Below are 22,003 nucleotides of genomic sequence, written 5' to 3'. Positions count from 1 at the left end.
TCCATGGCCAGGGCTTTCGCAAGCACCATGATCGATGCGCCGGTGGAGACGGTCTGGGCATGCGTGCGCGACTTCAACGGCTTGCCGGACTGGAACCCGGGCGTGCGCGAAAGCGCCATCGAGGACGGGCTCGCCGCCGACGTGGTCGGCTGCGTGCGCGCCTTCACGCTTTCCGACGGCACCTTCGTGCGCGAGCGGCTGCTGTCGCTCGACGACAGCCGCTACAGCTTCACCTACAATTTTGAGACGCCGGCCTTTCCGGTGGAGAACTATGTCGCCGGCATGGAGCTGATCCCCGAGACGAAGGGCGAGCGCACCTATGTCCAGTGGTGGGCAACCTTCGACGAAAAGCCGGAGGATGCGGGGCGCTTCGCCGAGATCGTCTCGCGCGACGTCTTCGCCGCCGGCCTTGCCGCGCTTGCCAAGAAGCTTTCGGGGGCGAGCGCGCCGGACGGCGCCGAGCGCTGGCAGGGCCTGCGGCCGGCCAAGGTGTTCACCTCCAGCACCATCACCGCGCCGGTCGACCGGGTCTGGGCGAAGATGCGGGACTTTGCCGGCATGGGCGGCTGGCACGAGGACATCACCAAGATGCACATGCTGGAGGGCGCCCGCTCCGACAAGGTGTCGGGCGTGCGCGACTTCCTGTTCGGCGAAGGCGCCTTGTGGGAGCAGCTGACCTATCTGTCCGACACGGAGCGGGCCTTCCGCTACCGCATCCTGAAAAGCCCGATGCCCTGGCTGAACTACCATGCCGGCGCGCGGCTCTATCCGGTCACCGACCGGGACCACACCTTCGCGGTGTGGACCGCCGACTGGACCGCCTCGCCGCAGGACGATCTGGAACTGATCCCGAACGTGCACGGCAACGTCTTCCAGAAGGCGTTCGACACGCTGGAGGCGCAACTGGGAGGCGGGGCAGGCTGAGAGCGCACTCGCACCCCTTGCAGGTGCGGCAAGCGGACCGCTAGTCACCCGAATCTGAAGTTCGTCACATTTGGCAGCAAGCTCTGTACGAACTTCAGATTCAAAAGGGTGACTAGCATGTTTATGTTTCTAGTGTGGTTTTCGAATTTGAAATACGCTCCGACGGTTGCCGCAAAATGAGGCGTATTTCAAATTCACCACACTAGGATTGTGCCCGAGAACGGGCGCAAGCACTTCGCAAAGGCCCCGTCCGCACACAGGATCACGATGAGCGAGATCTCGTCTGCCCCGCCCTCCCCGTCCGCCACCGCGCCTTCCCGGACGCTCTGGCCGGTGCTGTGGCCGCTTGCCGCCGCGCTGGCCATCTATCTGATGGGACTGTGGATCCCGATTCCCGGGGTGGATGCGCAGCGGCTCGACTACCACGACGGCTTCATGGGCGGCGGCTCGATCCGGACGGCCTCGATCTTCGCCCTGTGGACCGGGCCGCTGCTGGTGGCCATCGTCCATGTGGAGATCGCCCGCCTGCTGATCCCGCCGCTGGCGCGCTGGCAGGCGGCCTCGGCCCGCAACGCGCAGGTGCTGGTCGCCATCACCGGCCTGATTGCCCTGCTGATGACGCTGGCGCAGGGCGCCGGCGCGCTGCAGGCCATGCAGGCAGGCCGGTTGCTGCGGGACCTGTCCACCGGCGGACTGGTCGCCAGCCTTGCCGCCTATTGCGGCGCGACCGCGGTGCTGATCTGGCTGGCCGGACGCCTCCGCCTGCCGGGGGCCGGACAGGGCATCCTGCTGCTGATGGTCTTTCCCATGATCGCCAGCCTGCCGTCGGAACTCGAGATGGCCTTCGCGCAGTACCGCTCCGGCATGTTCCTGCAGTCCGGCCTGCCGATGGACCTGCTGGTCCCCCTCGCCTTCGTCGCGGTGGCAACGGCTGCGGCGATCACCGTCGCCAGAGGCTTGCAGACGACGGCGCGACAGACCGGCGCGGCACCGTCCGCCTGGCTGACCCTGCTGCTGTGGCCGCCGGTGCTGGCAAGCACCGCAGCGAACTATCTGGTCCTGCTGGTGTGGTCGGTGCTGCCGGACGAGGTCGGCGCCATGGGCTGGCCGCTCCACGCGGCGCATTTCGTGCTGACCGCGCTGCTGGTGCCGCTGTTCCTCAAGGCCTATCTGCGCGTGCCCGTGCGCCCGGCGGACGCCGCCCGGGGACTGGAGACCATGCCGGTCGCAACCATTGCCGGGTTGCAGATGGCGCTGCTGCTCGGTGCGGCGCTGGTCGGCTCGTTCTACCTACTGCCCGCCGCCTTCGGAGCGACGCCGATCCTGGTGGTGGTGGCGAGCGCGCTGGTGCTGGCCGAGCTGCTGCGGCCGGCGGCTGCCACTTCCACCGCAGCCGGCTAGGTCGTGAACTCATAATTCTGGCGAGAAACGGTATGCCCGAACCCGATCGGATACAAGGAGCAAGGCCGCAGGAAACCATCAGGTTTTCAAGGGCTTGCGACGCTGTTGCCGGCGGGTTCCGGCATACCCGAAGGGCGCCGTTTCCAGCACAATTATGAGTCCACGACCTAGGTCAGGATCGTCGAGCCGGCGCCGGCCTTGCGGGCGGCAGCGATGGTCGAGGTGGCGATCGCGGTGTCCTGCGCGCCCGTGCCGGTGAGATCGCAGAGGGTGATCTCGTCGTCCGAGCGGCGGCCCGGATGGCGGCCTGTGACGATCTCGCCGAGCTCCGGCGGCGTGCCGCCTTGCCACAGGCCCGCAGCAATGGCGCTGCGCAGCTCGCCGAGGGCCTCGCACTGGCTGACCCGGTCGCAGACATAGAGATCGGCGGTGGCGAGCGCTGCCGGGTCGATCTCGTTCTTGCCGGCCTGGTCCGAGCCCATCGCCGTGATGTGGAGGCCGGGATGCAGCCATTCGGCCTTGAAGACCGGGTGCTCGGCCGGGGTGGTGGTGACGACGAGCTGGCTCTGCGCCACGGCCTGGGCCGGGTCCGCGACGGCCTCGGCGGTAATCTTCAGCCGCTCGGCGATGTCGGCGGCGCAGGCTTCCGCCTTGGCCATGTCGCGGCCCCAGACGAGAACGCGGGAGAACGGGCGCACCAGATGGGCCGCCTCGATCTGCAGCCGCGCCTGGATGCCGGTGCCGATGACGGTCGCCGTCTCGACCTTCGAGGGCGCAAGATGGCGCGCGGCGACGGCACCGGCGGCGGCCGTGCGCACATCCGTCAGGTAGCCGTTGTCGAGCAGCAGGGCCTCGACAAGGCCGGTCTTGGCGGAAAACAGGATCATCAGCCCGTTGAGGCTCGGCAGGCCGAGCTTCGGATTGTCGAAGAAGCCGGGGCTGACCTTGATCGCGAAACCGTCGAAGCCGGGGATATAGGCGGTCTTGACGTCGACCTCGCCATTGGCCTCGGGGATCGCCATCGACAGGATCGGCGGCATCACCACCGTGCCGGAAGCGAGCGCGGCGAAGGCCCGCTCGACCACATCGACGGCGGCAAGATCCAGCTGCACCAGCCCGCGCAGCTCGCCGGCGGTCAGGACGGTCACTTCATGCGCCATAGCTGCGCCCTTTCAGTTCCACCTCGCCGAGGCGGACGCCGCGCCCGGCGACGATCTCGGTGAAGGTGGTCATGTCGACATTGCGGCCCGTCAGGATGGTGGCGAGCGGTCCGGAAACGGGCGGGAGGCGGCCCGAGCGCATCGCGGCGATGCCGACGACGCTGGCGCCCTCGGCCACCATCCGGTCCTCGTAGTAGAGCGCCTGCATGGCGTCGTAGATCTCGTCCTCGGTGACGAGGATGCAGTCGTCCAGCAGATCCCGGCACATGGCGAAGGTCAGCCGGTTCTCCAGCCCGATGCCGCCGCCGAGGGAATCGGCAAGGCTCGCCACCTCCACCACCTCGACCGGACGGCCGGCGCGGATGGAAGCGTGCATCGCCGCGCCGCGGTCCATGGTAACGCCGATGAGGCGGATCGACGGCTTGATCGCCTTTGCGGCAAGCGCAACGCCGGCGGCAAGCCCGCCGCCGGACAGCGGCACCAGGATCGCCGCAAGGTCGGGGCGGTCCTCCAGCATTTCGAGGCCGATGGTGCCCTGGCCGGCGATCACCAGCGGATCGTCGAAGGGCGGGATCTCAATGAGCCCCTCCTCGCGCACCAGCCGCAGGCTTTCGCCCTGGGCATCGTCCTGGCTGCGGCCGGCGATATGGACTTCCGCCCCCAGCGCACGGATGCCCTCGACCTTGGCGCCGGGCACCAGTTCGGACATGCACACGACGGCGCGAAGGCCGGCGGCGCGCGCGGCGAAGGCGACGCCGCGGCCGTGATTGCCGGTGGAGCAGCAGGTGACGCCGGGCGCGCCCGCCGGCACGGCGGCGACGGCGTTCAATGCGCCGCGCAGCTTGAATGCGCCGATGGGCTGGGCCGTCTCCAGCTTCAGCAGGAGCTCCCCGTCCACGGCGAGCGAGGGCACCATCGGGGTGCGCGCGGCGACACCGGCAATGGTGCGCCGCGCGGCGAGAATGTCGGCAAGCTGGATGCTCAACTCGCCTCCTTGACCGCGCTGAGGAACTGCTGCGTGCGCTCCTTCTGCGGATTGCCGAACAGTTCTTCCGGCGAGCCCTGCTCCTCGATCCGACCGCTGTAGAAGAAGCAGATGCGGTCGGAAATGTCCTTGGCGAAGCCCATCTGGTGCGTGACCATCAGCATGGTGAGATTGTGCTCGGCGACCAGCCGGCGGATGACGTTGGTCACCTCGCCGATCACCTCCGGATCGAGGGCCGAGGTGACCTCGTCGAACAGCATCACCTTGGGCCGCATGGCGAGCGCGCGGGCGATGGCCACGCGCTGCTGCTGGCCGCCGGACAGGCGCGAGGGGTGCTGGTCGCGCTTCTCGGCCATGCCGACCATCGCCAGCAGCTCCTCCGAGCGCTCGCGCGCCTCCTTCTTCGACATGCCGAGCACATGCACGGGACCTTCCATGCAGTTTTCCAGCGCCGTCATGTGCGGGAACAGGTTGAAGTGCTGGAAGCACATGCCGATCTTCGAGCGCATCTTGCGCAAGTGGCGGCTGTCGGCGCGCACCAGCTTGCCGTCGCGCTCCATGTGCGTCAGCGGCTCGCCGTCGACATAGATGACGCCGCCGTTGATGGTCTCCAGCGTCATCAGCATGCGCAGCACGGTGGTCTTTCCCGAGCCGGAGGGACCGATGACGGTCACCATCTCGCCTTCGGCGACGTCGAGGTCGAGCGAGTCCAGCACCACCAGGTTGCCGTAGGACTTGGTGACCTTCTTGAAGCTGACCATCGGGATCGCGTCCCCCTCGAGCCTCAAGGGAAAGGCGGAAACGTCTGTGGTGTCCATCAGCCCAATCCGAGTTTGCGGCGCACCCAGGTCTCGAAGACCCGGATCAAGGCCGCCGTTGGCAGCGAAATGCAGAGGAAGATGATGCCGACCAGCGTGAACGGCTCAAGGAAGCGGTAGGTCTCCGAGCCGATGGCGTTGGCCGTGTGCATAAGCTCCGCGACGCCGATCACCGACAGCATCGGCGTGTCCTTGAAGATGCCGACGAGATAGTTGCCCATGCCGGCGAGCGAGGGCGGCAGCGCCTGGGGAAGAATGACGCGGAAGTAGGTGCGCGCCGTCGACAGGTTGAGCGACTTGGCCGCCTCCCACTGGCCCTTCGGCACGCTTTCCAGGCCGCCGCGATAGACCTCGGAGAGGTAGGCGGCATAGTGCAGGCCGATGGCGATCATGCCGGCCGTCCAGGGCGACAGGCGGATGCCGAATTGCGGGCCGACATAGAAGACGAAGAAAATCTGCAGCACGAGCGGCGTGGAGCGGATGAACTCCACCGCCTCGCGCACCACCATGGTGAGCGGACGGAACGGCGTGCGCTGCGCCAGCGCGAAGACGAGGCCGAGCACGACCGCGATGGCATAGCCGAGGCCGGCGGCCAGCAGCGTGTTGCCGGTGGCGACGATCAGCCGGGGCAGGATCTCGAAGGTGAAGTCCCAGCGCCAGTCGAACATGGCTCAGGCCCTCCCCATCTTGCGCATCATGACCCGCTCCAGCCAGCGCATGAACGGGGTGATCATGAAGCGGGCCAACACGTAGTAGATGATGAGCGCGGTGCCGAAGCTCTCGGCCGACATGAAGGTGGTGCCGTTGATCTGCTTCACCTGGAACATCAGGTCGGCGACGGAGATCAGCGCGACCAGCGCGGTGCCCTTCAGCAGCTCGATCAGGAGGTTGCCCCAGGAGGGCAGCATGATCAGCACGGCCTGCGGCAGGATCACCCGGATCATCCGCTTGGCCGGCGACATGTTGAGCGCCAGCGCCGCTTCCCACTGCCCCTTGGGCACGGAGAGAATGGCGCCGCGCACCAGCTCCGCGCCGTAGGCGCCGAGGTTCATGCCCACGGCCACGAAGCCGGCCGTGAACTTTTCCAGCGTGATGCCGAAGAGCGGCAGCACGAAGAAGATCCAGTAGAGCTGGACGAGCAGCGACGTGCCGCGAAAGATCTCGATATAGACGGTGGCGAAGCCGCGCACCGCCATGTTGGGCGCCATGCGCATCAGGCCCGCGGCCACGGCGATCGCCACCGCCAGCAGCGCCGACAGGACCGTCAGCGCCATGGTGATGAGCGTGCCGCTGGCGATCCGGTCGCCGTATTGGCCGAGGAATTCGAAATAGGACATGCCGCCCAGCCCTTGCTGTCAGACCTTGTTCAAGGCCGCAAAGCCCGGGCAGGATCCCCTGCCCGGATGCGGGAGACGGGGCGGAAGGCTGGCAGAGCCGGCCCGCCGCACGCCGTCGTCGTCATGTCAGCGGTTGGCGCAGACCCACTCGGTGGTCCGATCGCCGGGCAGCGAGCCCTCGCCATAGCCATATTCGGCGACGGCGGCGAGCATCTCTTCCGAGCCGAGATACTTGGCCTGAGCCTCGTTGAACTTGTCGAGGAAGGCCTGGTCGGCCTTGCGGAAGCCGATGCCGGCCCAGTTGAAGGAGTCTTCCGGCATGGCGTTCGGATCGGACGCCTCGACGGCGCCGTTCGAGCTGTCGGCGAGCTGCTTCATGGTGAAGTAGGTGCCGGCGCCCGCATCGGCGCGGCCCGCACGCACGGCGGCCAGGATCTCGGTCGGTCCGGGCACCTGCATGATGTTGGATTCCGGCACGCCCGCGGCCTTGGCGGCCTCGATGTTGGAATAGCCGGCGCCGGTGACCATCACCGCATTGCTTTCCACCAGGCTGGCATAGTCGCTGATGTTCTTCGGATTGCCCGGAGCGACGATGAAGCCGTCGCCGACCTTGGCCATCGGCTCGGAGAAGGCGATGTTCTCGCAGCGGCTGGCCAGGATGTTCATGCCGCCGGTGACGATGTCGAAGCGGTTGGCGTTGAGGCCCGGAATGAGGCCGCCCCACTCGGTCTGCACCGGCTCGATGTTCTCGAAGCCCATCGTCTTGAGAACGCCGATCGTATAGGCGTTCACGAAGCCCTTGGGGCTGCCGTCCTCGCCCGGATAGGCGAAGGGCACCTCGTTGGCGAAGCCGATGCGGATCGGCTCGCCCTTCTCGGCGCGCTCCAGCAGCGACTGGGCGTTTGCGCTGCCGGCAAAGCCAAAGGCGAGCGCGGCCATGCCAAGCGTGGCAAGGCCTTTAAAGATCGTGTTTTTCATGGTTGAGCTCCTCTGTTCCACCAACTCTTGCTTCTTATGTTGTGCACAACATCATGCTGCGTCAGACTGTGTCAACGGAATTTGCATAAATGACGGAGCGGCTTCCTTGCGATCCTTTCAAGGACGCCGCCAGATGTACACATTACAGGGAACGACGCCCCCTCCAGGGTCGCAACCAAGGCTTTGGACGGATTGTGGAAAGCTCGCCTTTCCCGCAAGGCTACGCGACGGCAAGACGCTTGCCGGGAGAGCGGAAATGCCGGACAAGACGCGGCCCCGCCGGACAGGCGGCGCGCACAGATGCGACGGGAGCGGACAGGCCTGATGACGGTGGACCAGGGTGCCGGACGGCCGGCGGAAGAAGGCGCGCGCGGCCGGTTCGAGCGGATCTACCAGACCTTGAGAATGCGGATCTGCCTGCTCGACTATGCGCCCGGCAGCCGGCTGCGCGAGGAGGATCTGGCCGAGGAATTCCGCGTCTCGCGCACGCCGGTGCGCCGCGTGCTGGTGAAGCTGGAGGCGGAGGGGCTGCTGCGCTCGGTGCACGGGGTCGGCACCATCGTCACCGACATCGAGGTCGACGCGCTGGCGCAGGTCTACGAGCTGCGGGTGGAGCTGGCCGAACTGGTCGGCAAGTTGTCGCCCACCCCGGTGGACGCGGCGCTGATCGCCCGCTTCCGCGAGATCCGCGCGCGCTGCGACGAGATGGTGCATGAGGGCGATCCGCGCACCTTCTCGCGGATCAACATGGACTTCTTCCACCTGTTCAACTCTCTGACGACCAATGCGCCGCTGCGCGAGATCAGCGAGCGGCTCTATTACCAGACGGCGCGGATCTGGTTGAAGGCGGCCTCACGACTGAAGAATTTCGAAGAGCTGATCCATACCGAGTTCACCACCTTCCAGCGCGAGGTGACGGACATCACCGAGGCGGTGGAGCATGGCGACCTCGCCGCCGCCGGCCATGTGCGGCGCGCGCATATCGCCATGAGCTTCAGCCGCATCCGCAAGGCGAGCAAGGCAGGCGGGCCCGGCGGCGCGGACGCGGACTAGCCTCGCAGCCGGGGCGATGCACGCGGGCGAACAACCTTCATAGCCTCCGCAGCTAGCCGTCGTTGAAGACGATCCGGCCGCCGACGAGGGCCAGGCGCGCCTCGAGATGCCTCAACTCGTCGGCCTCCATCGTCAGGATGTCGCCGGGAAAGCCGACGATGTCGGCGAGATGGCCGGGCTGGAGCCGCCCGAGCTCGTCTCCGCGAAGCAGGAGGTTCGCCCCGCCGGCGGTCGCCAGCGCCAGCGCCTCGCGGCGGGTCAGGGCCTGATCCGGGGCAATGCGCTCGCCCGTGCCGTGGTCGCGCCGCAGCTCCAGGTCGGCCACCGGATGCAGCAAGGACGGGGGCAGATTGTCCGAGCCGAGGGCGACCGGAATGCCGCGATCCAGGATCTTGCGCATGGGCACGATCTCGTCGCAGCGATCGGGCCCGAGGCGCGCAAGATGGGCGGAGCCGCCCTTGGCGATGTGCCGGTTGGTATGGGTGACGAGCATCAGGCCCATGTCCTGAATGGCCCCGAGGGTACGGTCGTCCAGGGTCGCGACATGGCCGCGGACCCAGTTCAGCCCGGCGAGCGGCTGCGAGCGGTTCACCTCCTCCATCAGCCCCATGACGTCGTCGAAGATGGTCGAGACGCGCAGGCGCTGCCGGGCTGCCTCCAGCAGCAGCTCGCGGATCCGCGCGCGCGGTGCCCCGCTGTCGAGATGGAAGCCCGCCCAGCCGGTACAGCATCCGCCCTTCGCCCGGACGAGCCCCTCGCCGGTTTCGTCGATCTCGGCGTAGATGCCTTCGATGCGCAGGCGGTCGTCGTCGTCGAGGTCCCGCTTCGCCCATCGCGTCCAGTCCGCGATCAGCGCAGCCATGTCGGCGGCGGCATCGACATTCGACCAGGAGGGGCTGACGACCAGTGTCGCCCGCATGCCGGGCTTGCAACGTCCGCGCAAGGCGCCGTAGGCGGCGATGACCTCCCGCGCGACGCCGTGTCCCTCGTAGACGCCGGTCGTGCCGAAGCGGGCGTAGGTATCCATCGAGCGGGCCAGCGCATCGGTTCTGGTCGCCACGTCGAAGCCGGGTGCGGCGGACATCAGCGTCGTCTCGACGATGGAGATGCGCGTCGCCTCGCTGAAGCGCCCGTCCGGCGTTCCGTTCGCTTCGCGGTGGATCTCGACCAGCGGATGCGGCGACGGGGTGTCCCTGCCGACGCCGGCGAGGCTCAGGGCGGCGGTATTGGCCACGCAGACCAGATCCGCCTTGTTGCTCCAGTAGCCCCAGGCGGGGCGGATCCAGACCGGGTGATCGGGCGCGGCCGCGTCGAGATCGTGCCGATCCGGGCAGCGCCCGTCGGCAAGGCCGGACCAGCCGTCGAGAAACAGCGGCGGCGTGCCCAAGGGCGACAGCACGATCCACCGGCCCGGCGGCGTGCGCGCGGCCACCTCCCGCAAGACCGCCTGGATTTCGGCAATCGACCGCGCGCCGGAAATGGACGGCAGTACGGTCTTCAGCCCCTCCCGGTCGAGATGGGCGTGGCCGTCGATCATGCCCGGCATCAGGGACAGGCCCTTGCAGCAAAGCGAGACGGTCGCGGGCGTCGCCAGGGCCTTCAGCTGCTCGTGCGGGCCCAGCGCGAGAATGCGCCCGCCGCCGACGGCAATCGCATCGCCGGCCGGATCGTCCCCCGCAGGGTCGACGAGCCGCGCGCCGTGCAAGATAATTTCCGCGTCCCTTGCCTCGAGGGTCATCCTGGCTCCTTCCTTCGGCAGGCGTGCGACGGGCCGCGCCACATCCCTGGTGATTGTCTGATAAAGTGGGACGGCATGAAGATCACATTCCGACAGCTCAACGCCTTCCTCGTCCTGGCCGACACCTGCAATTTCTCGCGGACGGCGGAACGCATCGGCCTGAGCCAGCCGACGCTTTCGCAGATCATCCGCGATCTCGAAACGGAACTGGGCACCAGCCTGTTCGACAGGACCACGCGCCGGGTCGAGCTGACCGAAGCCGGCCGGACCTTTCGCAAGGGTGCGCTGCGCACGTTCGAGGAACTGGAGCAGACGTTTTCGGATGTGCGCAACCTGACCGAACTGCGGGAAGGCCGGTTGCGCCTCGCCGCGCCCCCTTTCCTTGCCGCGACCATCCTGCCGCGCGCGATCGCCGCTTTCTCAAAGCTCCATCCCGGCATCAAGGTGGAAATCTCCGACGTCACCAACGACGAGATGCTGATCCGGTTGATGGACGGCCGGGTCGACCTGTGCATCGGAACCATGACGCCGGGCCAGACCGACCTGCGGTCGATGCCGCTCTTGAGCGAAGACATGATGATATTCTGCCTGAAGGACCACCCGCTCACGGCGAGCGAGGCTCCCGACTGGCGCGAGGCCGTCCGGTTTCCCTGCATCACGCTGGTGCGGGGCAGCGGCCTGCGCGAACTGGTGGAGCTGGGCTTCGCCCGCGCGGGCGTCGACTTCCAGCCGCAGTGGGAGGTGGAGCAAATCACCACCATTTTCGGCATGCTGGCCGAGAACCTGGGTATCGCGATCCTGCCGCGCTACACCATTCTCGGAGTTCACAACACGCATGTCGTTGCCTTGCCTCTCGGTCAGCCGCACATCGTGCGCAAGATCTCCTGCGTCTACCCCGCCAGCCGCTCGCTGAGCCCGGCAGGCTACACGTTCATCAAGCAGCTGCGCGCCGTCCTGCAGCGGGCCGGGGTCGCCCCCGATCCCGAACAGCCCGAATGAGACCAGCCGGCCCCGCATCCGCCTATCGGGCGGGCACCGACACGGCCTTGCTCCTGCTCGACCACAGGAGCATCGCGACCATCGCCGCTAGGCCGGCGATGTTGACCAGCAGCGCGCCCGGGAACAGGTCGGTCGGCATCAGCAATGCCGCACCGCACGCGAAGATGATCAGGCGCGACAGCGGACCGGCGGGTTCGCGAATATAGCCGACGACGCTTGCCGTGACGCACCATACGCCGGCAAGGGCCGTCACCGTGGAGGCGACCACCGAGACGGCCGGCCCGACGCCCAGCAAGGTCGGCGAGAAGACGAAGAGGAACGGCACGACGAAGGCCGGCCAGGCCATGACCGTCGCTTCCATCGCCGTTCGCATCGGCGAACTGGAGGCAAGGGTCGCCGCCGAGAACGCGGCCACGGCGACCGGCGGGGTGATCATCGACATCATGCCGAAATAGAGAACGAACATGTGGGCGGCGATGGGCTCGACCCCGAGCTTGATCATGGAAGGGGTCACCAGGGTCGCCAGCAGCACATAGACGCCGACGGTCGGCATGCCCATTCCCAGAACGATCGACAGGGCCGCCGACAGCAGAAGCAGCAGGAACAGGTTGTTCTCGCCGAGCGTCGTCAGGATGCGCGTCAGCGAGAAGCTGAGCCCGGTCAGGTTGAGAATGCCGATGATGATGCCCGCCGCCGCCGCGATCAGGATGACGGAGGTCGACGACCGGCCGGCCGAGGCGAAGGCGCTGAACAGGTCGCCCGGACTGCGCCGGCCGCCTTTCCGCCAGAGGAGGATTGGCAGCAGGGAGGCGCAGGCCCAAAGGGCCGCTTCCTCGACGCGCAGATGGAGCCAGAACATCGCGACGATCAGAACAATGAAGGGAAGCGGATAGATCCACCCCTTGGCCATGACCGCCCGCGCCGAGGGCAGCTCGGACTTCGAAAGCGCGCGCAGGCCCTTGCGCGCTGCGGCAAGGTCGACCTGGAAGAAGATGGACAGGAAGTAGAGCAAGGCCGGGATCAACGCGGCAAGGACGACCTGCGAATAGTCCACCTGCAGGAAGTCCGCCATGAGGAAGGCCGCAGCGCCCATCACCGGGGGCGCCAGCTGTCCGCCGGTGGAGGCGACGGTCTCGACCGCCGCCGCGGTCTGCGCGCGGTAGCCGCTGCGCTTCATCAAGGGGATGGTGACGACGCCGGAGGAGACGACATTGGCGACCGCGCTGCCCGAGATCGAGCCCATCAGCGCCGACGAGGTCACGGCGATTTTCGCGGCACCGCCGCGATATCCGCCGAACAGCGCAAGGGAGATGTCGTTGAAGAACTCGGTGCCGCCCGCCTTCTCCAGGATCGCCCCGAACAGGATGAACGTGACCACGGCGGTGGCGCAGATGAACAGCGCCGTACCGAGGATGGCGCTCGGGTCGAAGGCGATCTGGACCGCCAGCCGCTGGGGCGAAACCTGCTGGCCGGTCAGGGGCGCGGGCATCAGGTAGCCCCACAGCCCGTACACCAGGAAGACGAGGATGATGGCCGTGAGGGCGAGGCCGGCAACCCGGCGCACCCCCTCCAGCAACAGCAGGATCACGGCAAGGGCGGGAAACAGGTGGACCATGGGATCCATCGCGGAAGCGATGGAAATCCCTTCGTAGTCCGAGGCGATGTAAAGACAGACCCCAAGGCCGATCATGGCGGCCAGGACGTCGTACCAGGGCGCGGCCCCCTCGCGGACCGTACCGCGCGCACCGGTCGACAGAAAGACCAGCGACAGGCACAGGCCGACCAGCAGCGCAAGGAATTGCTCGTCGTAGATGACGTAGCCCAGCCTGCGCGGCCCATCCAGACAGAAGCCGACGGCAAGGAGAGGTATCGACACGGCAAAGGCCGTGCGAAGGCCGGCGAAAAGCCGGTCGACGCCAGTCCACGCGCCCGAACCGTCCTGAGGGTGCCTCATCGTCAAGACCTTTCAACTGGGGATCGGGCAACGGACATCCGCCCGCTGCCCGATATCCTCGATCAGTTCTTCAAAAGACCGACTTCACGAAAGAACGCTTCCGCGCCCGGGTGATATTTCGCCTTCTTCGACGGGCGATAGATCTTGGCCGGCTCCCATCCCTTGAAGTGCGGCGAGGTCTCGGCCAGCTGCTGCTGGTTTTCGTAGAGCGCCTTGACCAGGTCGTGGACCACCTGATCCGGCACATGGGCGCCGACGAGCAGGGCATATTCGTAGCTGAACATGGTCAGCGGCTTGTCGACGCCGACCAGGCCCGGACCCGGCTCCATCGTGTCGAGATAGGACCCGGGCGCGATCTCCTGCATCTTCTCCTCGCCGCCCGGCACGGGATTGACGCCGAGGAAGCGGACGCCGACGGAGGCGTCCGCCTCGCGCACCTGGGCGCTGGTCGCCGCCGCATAGGCCGCATCGACACGGCCGGCGGCGAGCAGCTCGACGGCCTTGGCGAAATTGGGCACCGCGGTCGCCTCGAAGCGAGACGAGTCCAGCCCTTCCGCCGCGAGCGTGGCATCCTGCATCAGCTCGATCATCTTCATCGCGCTGTACTGGGTCGGCACCGGCCGGCCGGCCAGATCGGCGGCCGTCTTGAACTCGCTGTCGCGGCGCACCAGGAGCCCGACCTGATAGCGCGGCAGCACCGCGGCGATCCGCAGCTCGGGCAAGGGCGTGCCCTCGAAGTTGCCCGTGCCGGTGACGGCATAGGAGGCCTCGATCATGTTCGAGGTGGCGAAGTCCATCTCGCCGGAATTCACCTGCGGCAAGACGAGGTTCGCACCGCCGGTCGCAACGGCGATAAAGTCGTTGCTCGTGTGATCGCTGGCCGTCGAGGCGATGGCGGCGGCGATGACGTAGCCGCTGCTGCCCTGGGGCAGGGTCCCGATCGAATACTGGTCCGCCAGGGCGGGCGATGCTGCGCAAAGCAGCGCGGCAACGCAGACAATCGACTTCATTCTCATTGGCTTCTCTCCCATTTTCCCTCTGCAGTGTGTCTATTCCGGTTCTTGCATCTCCTTGGTCCGCGGCGCTTCACAGCGCTGCATCGACGCCGCCAGCGACGCCAGGGCCTGCCAGAGCGCGCTGGCGGGATCGTTGCATTCCAAAAGGATGGTGAAATGATCGCGGTCCTCGACCCGCAGCATCCGGACATCGCGCCGCTTCGAAGCAAGCACCCGGCCGAACTCTTCCGCCTGCCGGATGAATTCCGGGCTTTCGCGGGATCCGTAGGCCAGGGTGATGCGCCCCGGCCCCAGCGCCTCGATATGCTCCAGCGGGCTCAGCCGCCGGGCCTCGGCCCTTGTCACGTCCACATAGCTGCGCCGGCTCGACAGCAGCACCGGCTCCATGTCGTAGATGCCCGAGACGAGCAGACAGGCGGACACGCGCTGCGCGATGTCGACGCCCCCTGCCCCGGTCGCCAGACACGCGGCCAGGTGCGCACCGGAACTGTGGCCCGCCAGAACCAGGCCGCGCCCGGCATACTCGCGCCGGCGCGCCAGCAGGGCGCGCAGAGCCGAGGCCACGCGGCCGACCATCGCCGGCAAGCCGACCGACTGGATCTTGGGGTAATCCGGCACAGCCAGCGGGCAGCCGATCCGGCCAAGGTTGCGCGCGAGAAAGCTGTACATGGAACGGTCGCCCGAGCGCCAGGCGCCGCCGTGGAGGAAATAGATCAGCGGCCCCTCGGCAGACCCGTTGAACACATCGATGCCGCCCATGGCGTCTTCTTCGTAGCGGAAGACTTCCGGCGGCGTTTCCTCGCGCTGCGCAAGGCTCAGCGCGGCATAGGCAGCGAGCGTATCCGCCATTTCCGGAGCCCAGCACGATTGATCATACGCCTGGTCCAGTTCGGCTTGCGTGTAATTCAGATAGACAGCGCTCAACTCTGGCTCCCGAGGGATATTGGAGTGGCGCGGTCAAAAAACGCGCCGGACATCCAACCCTGCGCCAGAAGGCTTCATCGGATAACCTGCCTTTTTTGGATATAATTATTGGTTTTTCCGATAAAAATTGCAGGTTGTACGGAGGCAGTTCTCCCGTTGGCGACGGGATGGTCGGGTTTTGCTGCAAGCGCAAGGCGGGCGGGGAGCGGGAAAGACAAAGGCCCGGCCCGCCGCGTAACGGCTCAGCCGGGCCTTGCCTCTTCGGCCCCGAAGCGGGCGTTGCCTAGGTCGTGAACTCATAATTCTGGCGAGAAACGGTCTGCGCGAACCTGATCGGATACAAGGAGCAAGTCCGCAGGAAACCGTCCGGTTTTCAAGGTCTTGCGACGCTGCTGCCGGCAGGTTCGCCCAGACCCGGAGGGCGTCGGCCCGACTTCGATCTGCGGCGTCGGACCGCTCGGCCGGGGGACTTGCCCCGGCCATCACGCTCCTCCTGGCATATCATTGCCGGGCCAGACGCCGTTTCCGGCACAATTATGAGTCCACGACCTAGTACAGACGACCGGGCAGCCACAGGGCCAGTTCGGGCCATGCCAGCATCAGGGCGATCATGCCCATCAGCGCGGCGATGAACGGCGTGACGCCGATGAACACATCCGTCAGGTCGCCCCTGCCCCGGACCCCGTGCACGACATAGCACAGCATGCCGATGGGCGGGGTCAGCACCGAGGTTTCGGCCACCAGCACCATCATGACGCCGAACCAGATCGGATCGTAGCCGAGGCCGACGACGATGGGCGTGACGATGGGGATGGTCAGCACGATCATCGCCAGCGTGTCCATGAACATGCCGAGCACCAGATAGACGAGCAGGATCATCAGCATCGTCGCCAGCGGGCTCCAGTTGAGGCCGCTCACGAAGTCGTTGACCACGCCGGCCATTCCCGTCGCGCCGATGACGAAGTTCAGCAGGAAGGCCAGCAGCGTGATCAGGATCATCATCGAGGAGGTGCGGATGGTGCCGACGAACACCTCGACCAGCATCGCCCAGCTGAGCCGCCGATAAACCGCGGCCAGCATCAAGGAGACGATGACGCCGATGGACGCGGACTCGGTCGGAGTGGCCCAGCCGGCATAGATCGACCCGATCACCACCGCGAACAGCCCGACAGGCGGCGCCAGCGCCGGCAGGCTGGCCAGCAGGGCCCGCGCGGTCGGCGCGCTGCGGTCGCCGTCCAGCGACGGCCTGACGACACACAGCACGACGATGACCAGCGAGAAGATCGCCGCAAGGACGATGCCGGGGATCAGCCCCGCCATGAACAGGCGCGGGACGGATGTGTCGGTCAGGAAGCCGTAGATGATCATGTTGATCGAGGGCGGGATCAGGATGCCGAGAGTCCCTCCGGCCGCAAGAGAGCCAAGGAAAAGCCGCTCGCCGTAGCCGTGGCGGTCGACCTGCGGCATGGCGGTGGTGCCGATGGTGGCGGCGGTCGCGACGCTGGAGCCGGACGTTGCCGCGAACAGGGCGCTGGCGCCGATATTGGCGTGCATCAAGCCGCCGGGCAGCCAGCCGAGCCAGGCCGCGACACCGTTGTACATCCGGTCGGCGATGCCCGAGCGCAGCAGGATCTCGCCCATCATGATGAACATGGGGATCGCGATCAGCGTGAACTCGATGCTGTGCGACCAGGCGATTTCGCCGAAGGCCCGCTGCAGGGGAAAGGGCGACAGCAGCCAGTCGAGCAGCACGGCCAGCCAGCCGAGAACCGCCGCGATCGGCAATCCGAGCGCGATGAGGACGAAGAGAAGGATCAGCGCAATGCCCATCTCACGGCCTCCGCAATGCCGATTCCGAGGCGCCCAGCTCGGCCGCCAGGGCCTGGTCGCCGCGGGCCAGCGCACGCACGAGATCGAACAGCAAGCCCGCAAGGCAGATCAGGAAGAAGATCAGCCCCGCCAGCCAGAGCGCCTGCGGGATCCACAGGGGCGTGGCCAGCGGCGTGCTGGCGCGCGCGCCGAGACGCAGGGATTCCGCGAGCGTCCCGAAGGCATGGGTGACGAGGATGCCGATGATCCCGGTGAATGCCCCGAGGGCCACGACGTCCAGAAACCGCTGCACCCCGGTCGGCAGCCGCAGATAGACGAGGTCCACGCGGATATGCGCCCGCATGAACAGGGCCTGGGCAAAGCCCCAGGCCATGGCGATGGCGAAGGCGTAGCCCGCCAGTTCGTCGACGCCGATGAGGCCGAAGTGAAAGAGGCGGCGCGACAGGATTTCCACTGTCATCAGCCCGGCCGCCCCCAGCAGCAGCAGTCCGCTGCCGATGGCGGCAAGCCGGGCCAGTCGCGCCAGCTTGCGAGAGATCAGAGGATCGGCCAAGCTGATCACCTCGCCGTTGTCAGCTGGATGTCCAGAACCTTGCCGACGGTCTCGTTCCAGCGGGCGACGCAGTCCGCGCCGCAGGCCTGCGTGAATTCGGGCATGACGTGCCCGGCGACGATCTCGCGAAGGCGTGCGCTCTCGGCCTCGGTCAGTTCCACCAGCTTCAGGTCGGTTTTCGTCAGGTTGCGCGGCGCGGTCGCCTCGGGCTCGCATCGGTCGTCGCCGACCGAACACCAGATGCCCTGCTGCGTGGCGACACGGGCCATCTCCCAGCCCGCCGGCTCCAGCTTGGTGCGCACCTCGTCGCGCAGGAAGGCCTGGACGGCCGGGTTCAGCGCGTCCCAGGTCTTGGAATTGGCGACGATGAAGTTGACGCCCCAGCCGACGGTCAGGTCGACCAGATGCGTGGAAACGTCCGTCCACTTCGCGTTGTTGCCCGAGTTCGAGCCGGTGAACGCGCAGTCGATGACGCCGCGCTGCATAGCCGGAACCACCTCGTTGAAGGCCATGGTGACGGGCGTGGCGCCCAGCGCCGCGGTCAACGACGAGGTGGTGGTGGAGAACACGCGGACCTTCTTGCCGGCCAGATCGTCGAGCCCTTCGACCGGGGTGGCGCACCACAGGACCTGCGCACCGGTCGGCCAGAAGCCGAGCGGGACGACCCCGAGGCGGTCGCGGTAGCGCTCTTCCAGCGTCGGGCGATAGGCGTCGATGATCTGCTGCAGCGTATCGATGTCCTGTGCGAGGCCGGCCAGATCGATGGAGTCGTTCTCCGGCAGTTCGCCGGAAATCAGGGTCGTGCTGCCCGCCACGATGTCCGCAACGCCGGAGGCGGCGAGCCGCATCAGCTCCGGGCCCTTGGCGCCGAGGTCGGTCATGCTGACCGCGTTTGCCGTGACGCGGCCGTTGCTGTCGGCCGGAACCGTCTCGTTCCAGAACGGCTGCAGCACGTTCGTCCAGTTCGGCGAGTTCACCGGCGAGCCGATGACCGAAAGCTTGGTTTGCGGCAGGTCCTGAGCCGCGGCGACCATGGGAAGCAGGCATGCCAGCGCCGTGGCGCCGAGCCGTTTCGCAAGAGTGTTCATGGACAGTCCTCTCTGGAGGGTGGGGCCGGCCCTGCCCTTGTTCCGGCAGGGCCGTGCGGGGTCGGGCGGCTTTATCGCGCCGCCTCTTTCATCTTGCCGTGCGACAACCCGCGGTCGGGCGGCGCAATGTTCAGTCGGACCATGTCGCGCAGCAGCTGCACGATGGCCATGGAGCTCTCCCCTTCCGCCCCGTCGACGATGAAGCGCGAGGTGCAGTAGCGCATCTCCCAGCCGCCAGCATCCAGACAGGCGCGGATGATGCGCCTTTCCGTCTCCGGATCCTGGACCAGCTCCTTGTCCTTCAACAGGAAGCCCAGCATCGCGGAGATGCCGTAGGCGCCCCAGTTGGAGATGGAGGCCGGCAGGAAGATGTCGGTGGCCGTCACCGTGATGGCGCCGCCGGGCTTGTCGGTCTGCGTCTCGCGGCCATAGGGGTGGAAATCCTGCATGAAGGAATGGATGCGGCCGAATCCGATCTCGTTGCCGTTGTCGCCGATGCCGATGCTGAGCACGCCGCGCTCGGCCGCCTGGTCGAACAGAGGGCCTAGATTCACGCAGTTCTTCGGCGCAACGCCGGTCGAGTAGTGGACGATGCCGTTCTCGTTCGGCCCGAGCCGCTCGATGGCGATGATCGCCTTGGGCCGGGTGCGGTCGAGGAGGTCCCTCGCCCACCGGTCTATGTCGCCCTGCTCCTCGGGGGCGGTGACCTGGGCGGCGCCCATGCGGCGGCCCGTCGCCAGCTCGTAATCGCGGATCATGATGCCGGCGGCCTCGGACGAGGCCTTGATCGGGGGAGCGTGACACACTTCGGACACGTAGACCGGGACGGCCTTGAGGCCCCAATACAGCGCCCGCGCCAGCGACACGGCGCCCGGAGGCCCGTCGCTTTCGCCGTGCGGCACCTCGGGCAGGTAGCCCGCGCCCGTCACGATCAGAACCACATCGCCCTCGCCGACCCGATCCACCAGCGCCTCGGCTGCACGGGCGGTGATGGGGCGGCCGCCGCCCTCGCGCCGCGCCTCGTCATAGATCGGAGCGATGATATTGTGATTCATGCCCCGGTTGCGCATCTCGACGGTGATCAGGCGATCGACATATTCACCAATGATGTCCGGCACGCTCGGCTCCTTCTCGGGTCTCGGAATGCCGCAGATCGTAGGAAGCCGTGCCTTCGATTGGCGAATCGAATTACCGAATACGTCATCAGATAAAGTTATGCCCCTCCTGGCTCCGGAACTGTCATGTTTGGCTGGCCCTGGAAGATTCGCGGCGGAGGGAAGAGACGTTGCGCTCGCTCAACCATCGACAGATGCTGGCGTTTCGCGCCGTGATGATCAGCGGCAGCATGACGGCCGCCGGCCGCATCCTGAACATCACCCAGCCTGCGGTGACACGCCTGGTGCGCGATCTCGAGGCCGATCTCGGGCTGACGCTGTTCATCCGCAAATGGTCGAGCGTGCGTCCGACGCCCGAGGCGGTCGCGCTGTTTCGAGAGGTCGAGAAGTATTTCGAGGCGATGGAGCGCGTTCGCGAGAGCGCGCGGGAGATGCGCGAAAAGTCCGAGGGGCGGCTGCGCATCGCCGCCATGTCGACCCTGTCGTCCGGCGCCCTGCCCGAGGCGATCCGCCGGTATCGCCAGAAGGGGCCGGACATGGATTTCTTCATCCACTCGGACAATTCGGTGCACATCCTCGACGCCTTGCAGCGCAGCGAGTTTTCCATCGGGCTCGGCCGCGTCCCGCCCGAGCGAACCGATGTCGACCATATCGAGATGCCCGTCTCCACCGCGATCTGCCTGCTTCCGAAGGCGCACCCGCTGGCGCAGCGGGAGGTGATCTCGGTCGCCGACCTGGACGGCCAACCCTTCATCTCGCTCGGTGTCAGCAGCCTGTTGCGGATGCAGATCGAGGCCGAGATGGAGGCCGCGGGCGTCCAGCCGGGCAGGACCGCACAGACGCTCTATTCCAACACCGTGCCCAGCTACGTGTCGGCCGGGCTCGGCATCTCGATCGCCGATATCTTTTCCGTCATCAGCGTCGACCTGCAAAAGATTGCTGTCAGGCCGTTCACCCCCGCGATCGAATTCCGCTTCTCGGCGATCTTTCCGGCGACCGGCCGCAGCCGCGGGGGCGAACTTTTTTCCCTCGTGTTCCAGGATGTCGTTCGCGATCAGGTCGAGAACGTCAACCGCCTGTTCGCGAGGTAGACGCCTTGAGACGGTCCTGGAGTTCGGCGACGACCGTTTCCAGCATCCCGTTCTGCGCACGGAAATCGCGTCCGAGATAGGCGGAGAGCGTCGCAATCGCGGCCTCGTGCAAGGGCATCGGCACACCGCAGCGCCGGCCCAGTTCGCAGAGCGGGATCAGGCCGAAGGGCACGTCTTCGGTGATGTAGCGCGTGTCGAGGCTGCGGGGGCCCATGGTGCCGGGCGCCCGCTCGAAGACCTGCCGGGCCATGTCCGACACGCTGCCGCGCCGGATGCCGGGAAAGGTCATCATGTAGTGGTCGAAGACGTCGCGCACCTGGAACCGGAAGCGGCCGGCCAGCGCCAGGCGCTCGGTGTCCAGCGCCTCGATCATGCGGCCGACGACGGGCGTGATGCACTGGTAGTTCTCCCAGTCCTCGCCCTGTTCGATCCGGGTCAGGTTGGCGAGCGAATTCGCCAGGTGGATCGGCGGGTTGAGGTTGCTCATGCCGATGAGCGCCGGGCTCTCCTTGAGGCGGAAGCGATCTCCGAACAGCGCCCGACACAGGCGCAGGCCATCCTCCGCGGGCATCGATCCGGATACCGCCATGTCGATCACATCGCGCACCGTGCCGACGCGGACGACCCCGTCCCGGCGCTGTGCGGTCGCCACGGTGGTGGACCATGACACGATGCCGGCGCGGGTCTTCGACCGCTCCAGGGCATGCGCCAGATAGATCGACCCGAAGGAGAGCTCGGCGCTGAAGACGACCGTCTGGCCATCGAGGATCGGGGCAAGGCGGTCGAGCACGTCCTGCATGCCTTGCGCACAGCGCGCCAGCACGATGACGTCGGCGCCGCGCACCGCATCCTCGAGGCTGCCGGCACCGGGGATCGCATGATCGCCGGAAAACGCGCCGTCGAAACGCTGGCTCAGCCCGTTCGGGTGGGTTTGCGACCACAGCCCGACCGAGTGGCCGCCCTGCTGGAGAAGCGCGCAGTAGGTCAAACCGACGGGGCCGCCGCCGATCACGGTAATCTTCATTGTTTTTCCTTGGGT

At 67.0% G+C, this 22,003-nt stretch carries 20 protein-coding genes; 5 read left to right on the top strand and 15 right to left on the bottom strand.

Annotated elements, in window-relative coordinates; all coding sequences use genetic code 11:
• The first annotated feature begins 3 nt into the window (after positions 1 to 3).
• Positions 4 to 924 carry an SRPBCC family protein gene (locus MNI96_RS15800; protein ID WP_249694703.1) on the top strand — a complete coding sequence of 307 codons (921 nt, stop codon included), beginning with the start codon at positions 4 to 6 and terminating at the stop codon, positions 922 to 924.
• 267 nt (positions 925 to 1,191) lie between these two features.
• Positions 1,192 to 2,325, top strand: a complete 1,134-nt coding sequence (locus tag MNI96_RS15795) for a hypothetical protein (protein ID WP_249694702.1) — start codon at positions 1,192 to 1,194, stop codon at positions 2,323 to 2,325.
• A 167-nt stretch (positions 2,326 to 2,492) separates the two neighbouring features.
• Here MNI96_RS15795 and MNI96_RS15790 read toward each other — a convergent pair whose 3' ends face one another.
• The 6 genes from MNI96_RS15790 to ehuB all read right to left on the bottom strand — a co-directional run bounded on the left by MNI96_RS15790 (position 2,493) and on the right by ehuB (position 7,603).
• Positions 2,493 to 3,485 (bottom strand): cyclodeaminase, encoded by a 993-nt coding sequence (locus tag MNI96_RS15790; RefSeq protein WP_249694701.1) that lies wholly within the window; start codon positions 3,483 to 3,485, stop codon positions 2,493 to 2,495.
• A complete protein-coding gene (gene eutB, locus MNI96_RS15785) occupies positions 3,475 to 4,470 on the bottom strand; it encodes a hydroxyectoine utilization dehydratase EutB (RefSeq protein WP_249694700.1) in 996 nt (331 codons plus the stop codon). The genes MNI96_RS15790 and eutB overlap by 11 nt, the downstream gene beginning before the upstream one ends.
• Positions 4,467 to 5,288 carry an ectoine/hydroxyectoine ABC transporter ATP-binding protein EhuA gene (gene ehuA / locus MNI96_RS15780; RefSeq protein ID WP_283776521.1) on the bottom strand — a complete coding sequence of 274 codons (822 nt, stop codon included), beginning with the start codon at positions 5,286 to 5,288 and terminating at the stop codon, positions 4,467 to 4,469. The genes eutB and ehuA overlap by 4 nt, the downstream gene beginning before the upstream one ends.
• Positions 5,288 to 5,956, bottom strand: coding sequence for an ectoine/hydroxyectoine ABC transporter permease subunit EhuD (ehuD, locus tag MNI96_RS15775; RefSeq protein WP_249694699.1), 669 nt, complete (start codon positions 5,954 to 5,956; stop codon positions 5,288 to 5,290). Before ehuD ends, ehuA begins: the two co-directional genes overlap by 1 nt.
• Positions 5,957 to 5,959: 3 nt before the next feature.
• On the bottom strand, positions 5,960 to 6,625 hold the full coding sequence (gene ehuC, locus MNI96_RS15770) for an ectoine/hydroxyectoine ABC transporter permease subunit EhuC (protein ID WP_249694698.1): 666 nt from the start codon (positions 6,623 to 6,625) through the stop codon (positions 5,960 to 5,962).
• Between the two features lie 126 nt (positions 6,626 to 6,751).
• Positions 6,752 to 7,603 carry an ectoine/hydroxyectoine ABC transporter substrate-binding protein EhuB gene (ehuB, locus tag MNI96_RS15765; protein WP_249694697.1) on the bottom strand — a complete coding sequence of 284 codons (852 nt, stop codon included), beginning with the start codon at positions 7,601 to 7,603 and terminating at the stop codon, positions 6,752 to 6,754.
• Between the two features lie 324 nt (positions 7,604 to 7,927).
• On the opposite strand from ehuB, the gene MNI96_RS15760 reads away from it, so the two are divergent.
• Positions 7,928 to 8,656, top strand: coding sequence for a GntR family transcriptional regulator (locus MNI96_RS15760; RefSeq protein ID WP_249694696.1), 729 nt, complete (start codon positions 7,928 to 7,930; stop codon positions 8,654 to 8,656).
• A 52-nt stretch (positions 8,657 to 8,708) separates the two neighbouring features.
• On the opposite strand, the gene MNI96_RS15755 is transcribed toward MNI96_RS15760, so the two are convergent.
• Positions 8,709 to 10,394: an amidohydrolase gene (locus MNI96_RS15755; protein WP_249694694.1), complete on the bottom strand. Its 1,686-nt coding sequence runs from the start codon at positions 10,392 to 10,394 to the stop codon at positions 8,709 to 8,711.
• Positions 10,395 to 10,469: 75 nt separating this feature from the next.
• Here MNI96_RS15755 and MNI96_RS15750 point away from each other — a divergent pair, with 75 nt between their 5' ends.
• On the top strand, positions 10,470 to 11,393 hold the full coding sequence (locus MNI96_RS15750; protein ID WP_249694692.1) for a LysR family transcriptional regulator: 924 nt from the start codon (positions 10,470 to 10,472) through the stop codon (positions 11,391 to 11,393).
• 22 nt (positions 11,394 to 11,415) lie between these two features.
• Here MNI96_RS15750 and MNI96_RS15745 read toward each other — a convergent pair whose 3' ends face one another.
• From MNI96_RS15745 to MNI96_RS15715, 7 genes are all read right to left on the bottom strand, one after another.
• Positions 11,416 to 13,347 carry a TRAP transporter permease gene (locus MNI96_RS15745; protein ID WP_249694690.1) on the bottom strand — a complete coding sequence of 644 codons (1,932 nt, stop codon included), beginning with the start codon at positions 13,345 to 13,347 and terminating at the stop codon, positions 11,416 to 11,418.
• A 62-nt stretch (positions 13,348 to 13,409) separates the two neighbouring features.
• Positions 13,410 to 14,357: a TAXI family TRAP transporter solute-binding subunit gene (locus tag MNI96_RS15740; protein WP_249694688.1), complete on the bottom strand. Its 948-nt coding sequence runs from the start codon at positions 14,355 to 14,357 to the stop codon at positions 13,410 to 13,412.
• A 39-nt stretch (positions 14,358 to 14,396) separates the two neighbouring features.
• Positions 14,397 to 15,287, bottom strand: a complete 891-nt coding sequence (locus tag MNI96_RS15735) for an alpha/beta hydrolase (RefSeq protein WP_249694687.1) — start codon at positions 15,285 to 15,287, stop codon at positions 14,397 to 14,399.
• 549 nt (positions 15,288 to 15,836) lie between these two features.
• Positions 15,837 to 17,117 (bottom strand): TRAP transporter large permease, encoded by a 1,281-nt coding sequence (locus tag MNI96_RS15730; RefSeq protein WP_249694685.1) that lies wholly within the window; start codon positions 17,115 to 17,117, stop codon positions 15,837 to 15,839.
• Position 17,118: 1 nt separating this feature from the next.
• Positions 17,119 to 17,670 carry a TRAP transporter small permease subunit gene (locus tag MNI96_RS15725; protein WP_249694683.1) on the bottom strand — a complete coding sequence of 184 codons (552 nt, stop codon included), beginning with the start codon at positions 17,668 to 17,670 and terminating at the stop codon, positions 17,119 to 17,121.
• A 5-nt stretch (positions 17,671 to 17,675) separates the two neighbouring features.
• Positions 17,676 to 18,758: a TRAP transporter substrate-binding protein gene (locus MNI96_RS15720; protein ID WP_249694681.1), complete on the bottom strand. Its 1,083-nt coding sequence runs from the start codon at positions 18,756 to 18,758 to the stop codon at positions 17,676 to 17,678.
• 71 nt (positions 18,759 to 18,829) lie between these two features.
• Complete coding sequence (locus tag MNI96_RS15715; protein WP_249694679.1) at positions 18,830 to 19,876, bottom strand: glutamate cyclase domain-containing protein; 1,047 nt, start codon at positions 19,874 to 19,876, stop codon at positions 18,830 to 18,832.
• 167 nt (positions 19,877 to 20,043) lie between these two features.
• Here MNI96_RS15715 and MNI96_RS15710 point away from each other — a divergent pair, with 167 nt between their 5' ends.
• A complete protein-coding gene (locus MNI96_RS15710) occupies positions 20,044 to 20,964 on the top strand; it encodes a LysR family transcriptional regulator (RefSeq protein ID WP_249694677.1) in 921 nt (306 codons plus the stop codon).
• Here MNI96_RS15710 and MNI96_RS15705 read toward each other — a convergent pair.
• Entirely contained in the window at positions 20,942 to 21,988 is a 1,047-nt protein-coding gene (locus MNI96_RS15705; RefSeq protein ID WP_249694675.1) for an NAD/NADP-dependent octopine/nopaline dehydrogenase family protein, read from the bottom strand. The genes MNI96_RS15710 and MNI96_RS15705 overlap by 23 nt on opposite strands.
• Between the last annotated feature and the right edge of the window lie 15 nt (positions 21,989 to 22,003).

The sequence above is a fragment of the Stappia sp. WLB 29 genome, from assembly GCF_023507705.1.
GTDB lineage: Bacteria > Pseudomonadota > Alphaproteobacteria > Rhizobiales > Stappiaceae > Stappia.
This window is presented reverse-complemented; position numbering and strand designations above follow the sequence as displayed.

Excerpts from the sequence above, each read along its gene's own strand:
- MNI96_RS15760 (WP_249694696.1), top strand. The coding sequence starts at position 7,928 with ATGACGGTGGACCAGGGTGCCGGACGGCCGGCGGAAGAAGGCGCGCGC.
- ehuD (WP_249694699.1), bottom strand. The coding sequence starts at position 5,956 with ATGTTCGACTGGCGCTGGGACTTCACCTTCGAGATCCTGCCCCGGCTG.
- ehuA (WP_283776521.1), bottom strand. The coding sequence starts at position 5,288 with ATGGACACCACAGACGTTTCCGCCTTTCCCTTGAGGCTCGAGGGGGAC.
- MNI96_RS15720 (WP_249694681.1), bottom strand. The coding sequence starts at position 18,758 with ATGAACACTCTTGCGAAACGGCTCGGCGCCACGGCGCTGGCATGCCTG.
- MNI96_RS15800 (WP_249694703.1), top strand. The coding sequence starts at position 4 with ATGGCCAGGGCTTTCGCAAGCACCATGATCGATGCGCCGGTGGAGACG.
- MNI96_RS15740 (WP_249694688.1), bottom strand. The coding sequence starts at position 14,357 with ATGAAGTCGATTGTCTGCGTTGCCGCGCTGCTTTGCGCAGCATCGCCC.
- MNI96_RS15705 (WP_249694675.1), bottom strand. The coding sequence starts at position 21,988 with ATGAAGATTACCGTGATCGGCGGCGGCCCCGTCGGTTTGACCTACTGC.
- MNI96_RS15750 (WP_249694692.1), top strand. The coding sequence starts at position 10,470 with ATGAAGATCACATTCCGACAGCTCAACGCCTTCCTCGTCCTGGCCGAC.
- MNI96_RS15745 (WP_249694690.1), bottom strand. The coding sequence starts at position 13,347 with ATGAGGCACCCTCAGGACGGTTCGGGCGCGTGGACTGGCGTCGACCGG.
- MNI96_RS15790 (WP_249694701.1), bottom strand. The coding sequence starts at position 3,485 with ATGGCGCATGAAGTGACCGTCCTGACCGCCGGCGAGCTGCGCGGGCTG.
- ehuB (WP_249694697.1), bottom strand. The coding sequence starts at position 7,603 with ATGAAAAACACGATCTTTAAAGGCCTTGCCACGCTTGGCATGGCCGCG.
- MNI96_RS15730 (WP_249694685.1), bottom strand. The coding sequence starts at position 17,117 with ATGGGCATTGCGCTGATCCTTCTCTTCGTCCTCATCGCGCTCGGATTG.
- MNI96_RS15755 (WP_249694694.1), bottom strand. The coding sequence starts at position 10,394 with ATGACCCTCGAGGCAAGGGACGCGGAAATTATCTTGCACGGCGCGCGG.
- ehuC (WP_249694698.1), bottom strand. The coding sequence starts at position 6,625 with ATGTCCTATTTCGAATTCCTCGGCCAATACGGCGACCGGATCGCCAGC.
- MNI96_RS15795 (WP_249694702.1), top strand. The coding sequence starts at position 1,192 with ATGAGCGAGATCTCGTCTGCCCCGCCCTCCCCGTCCGCCACCGCGCCT.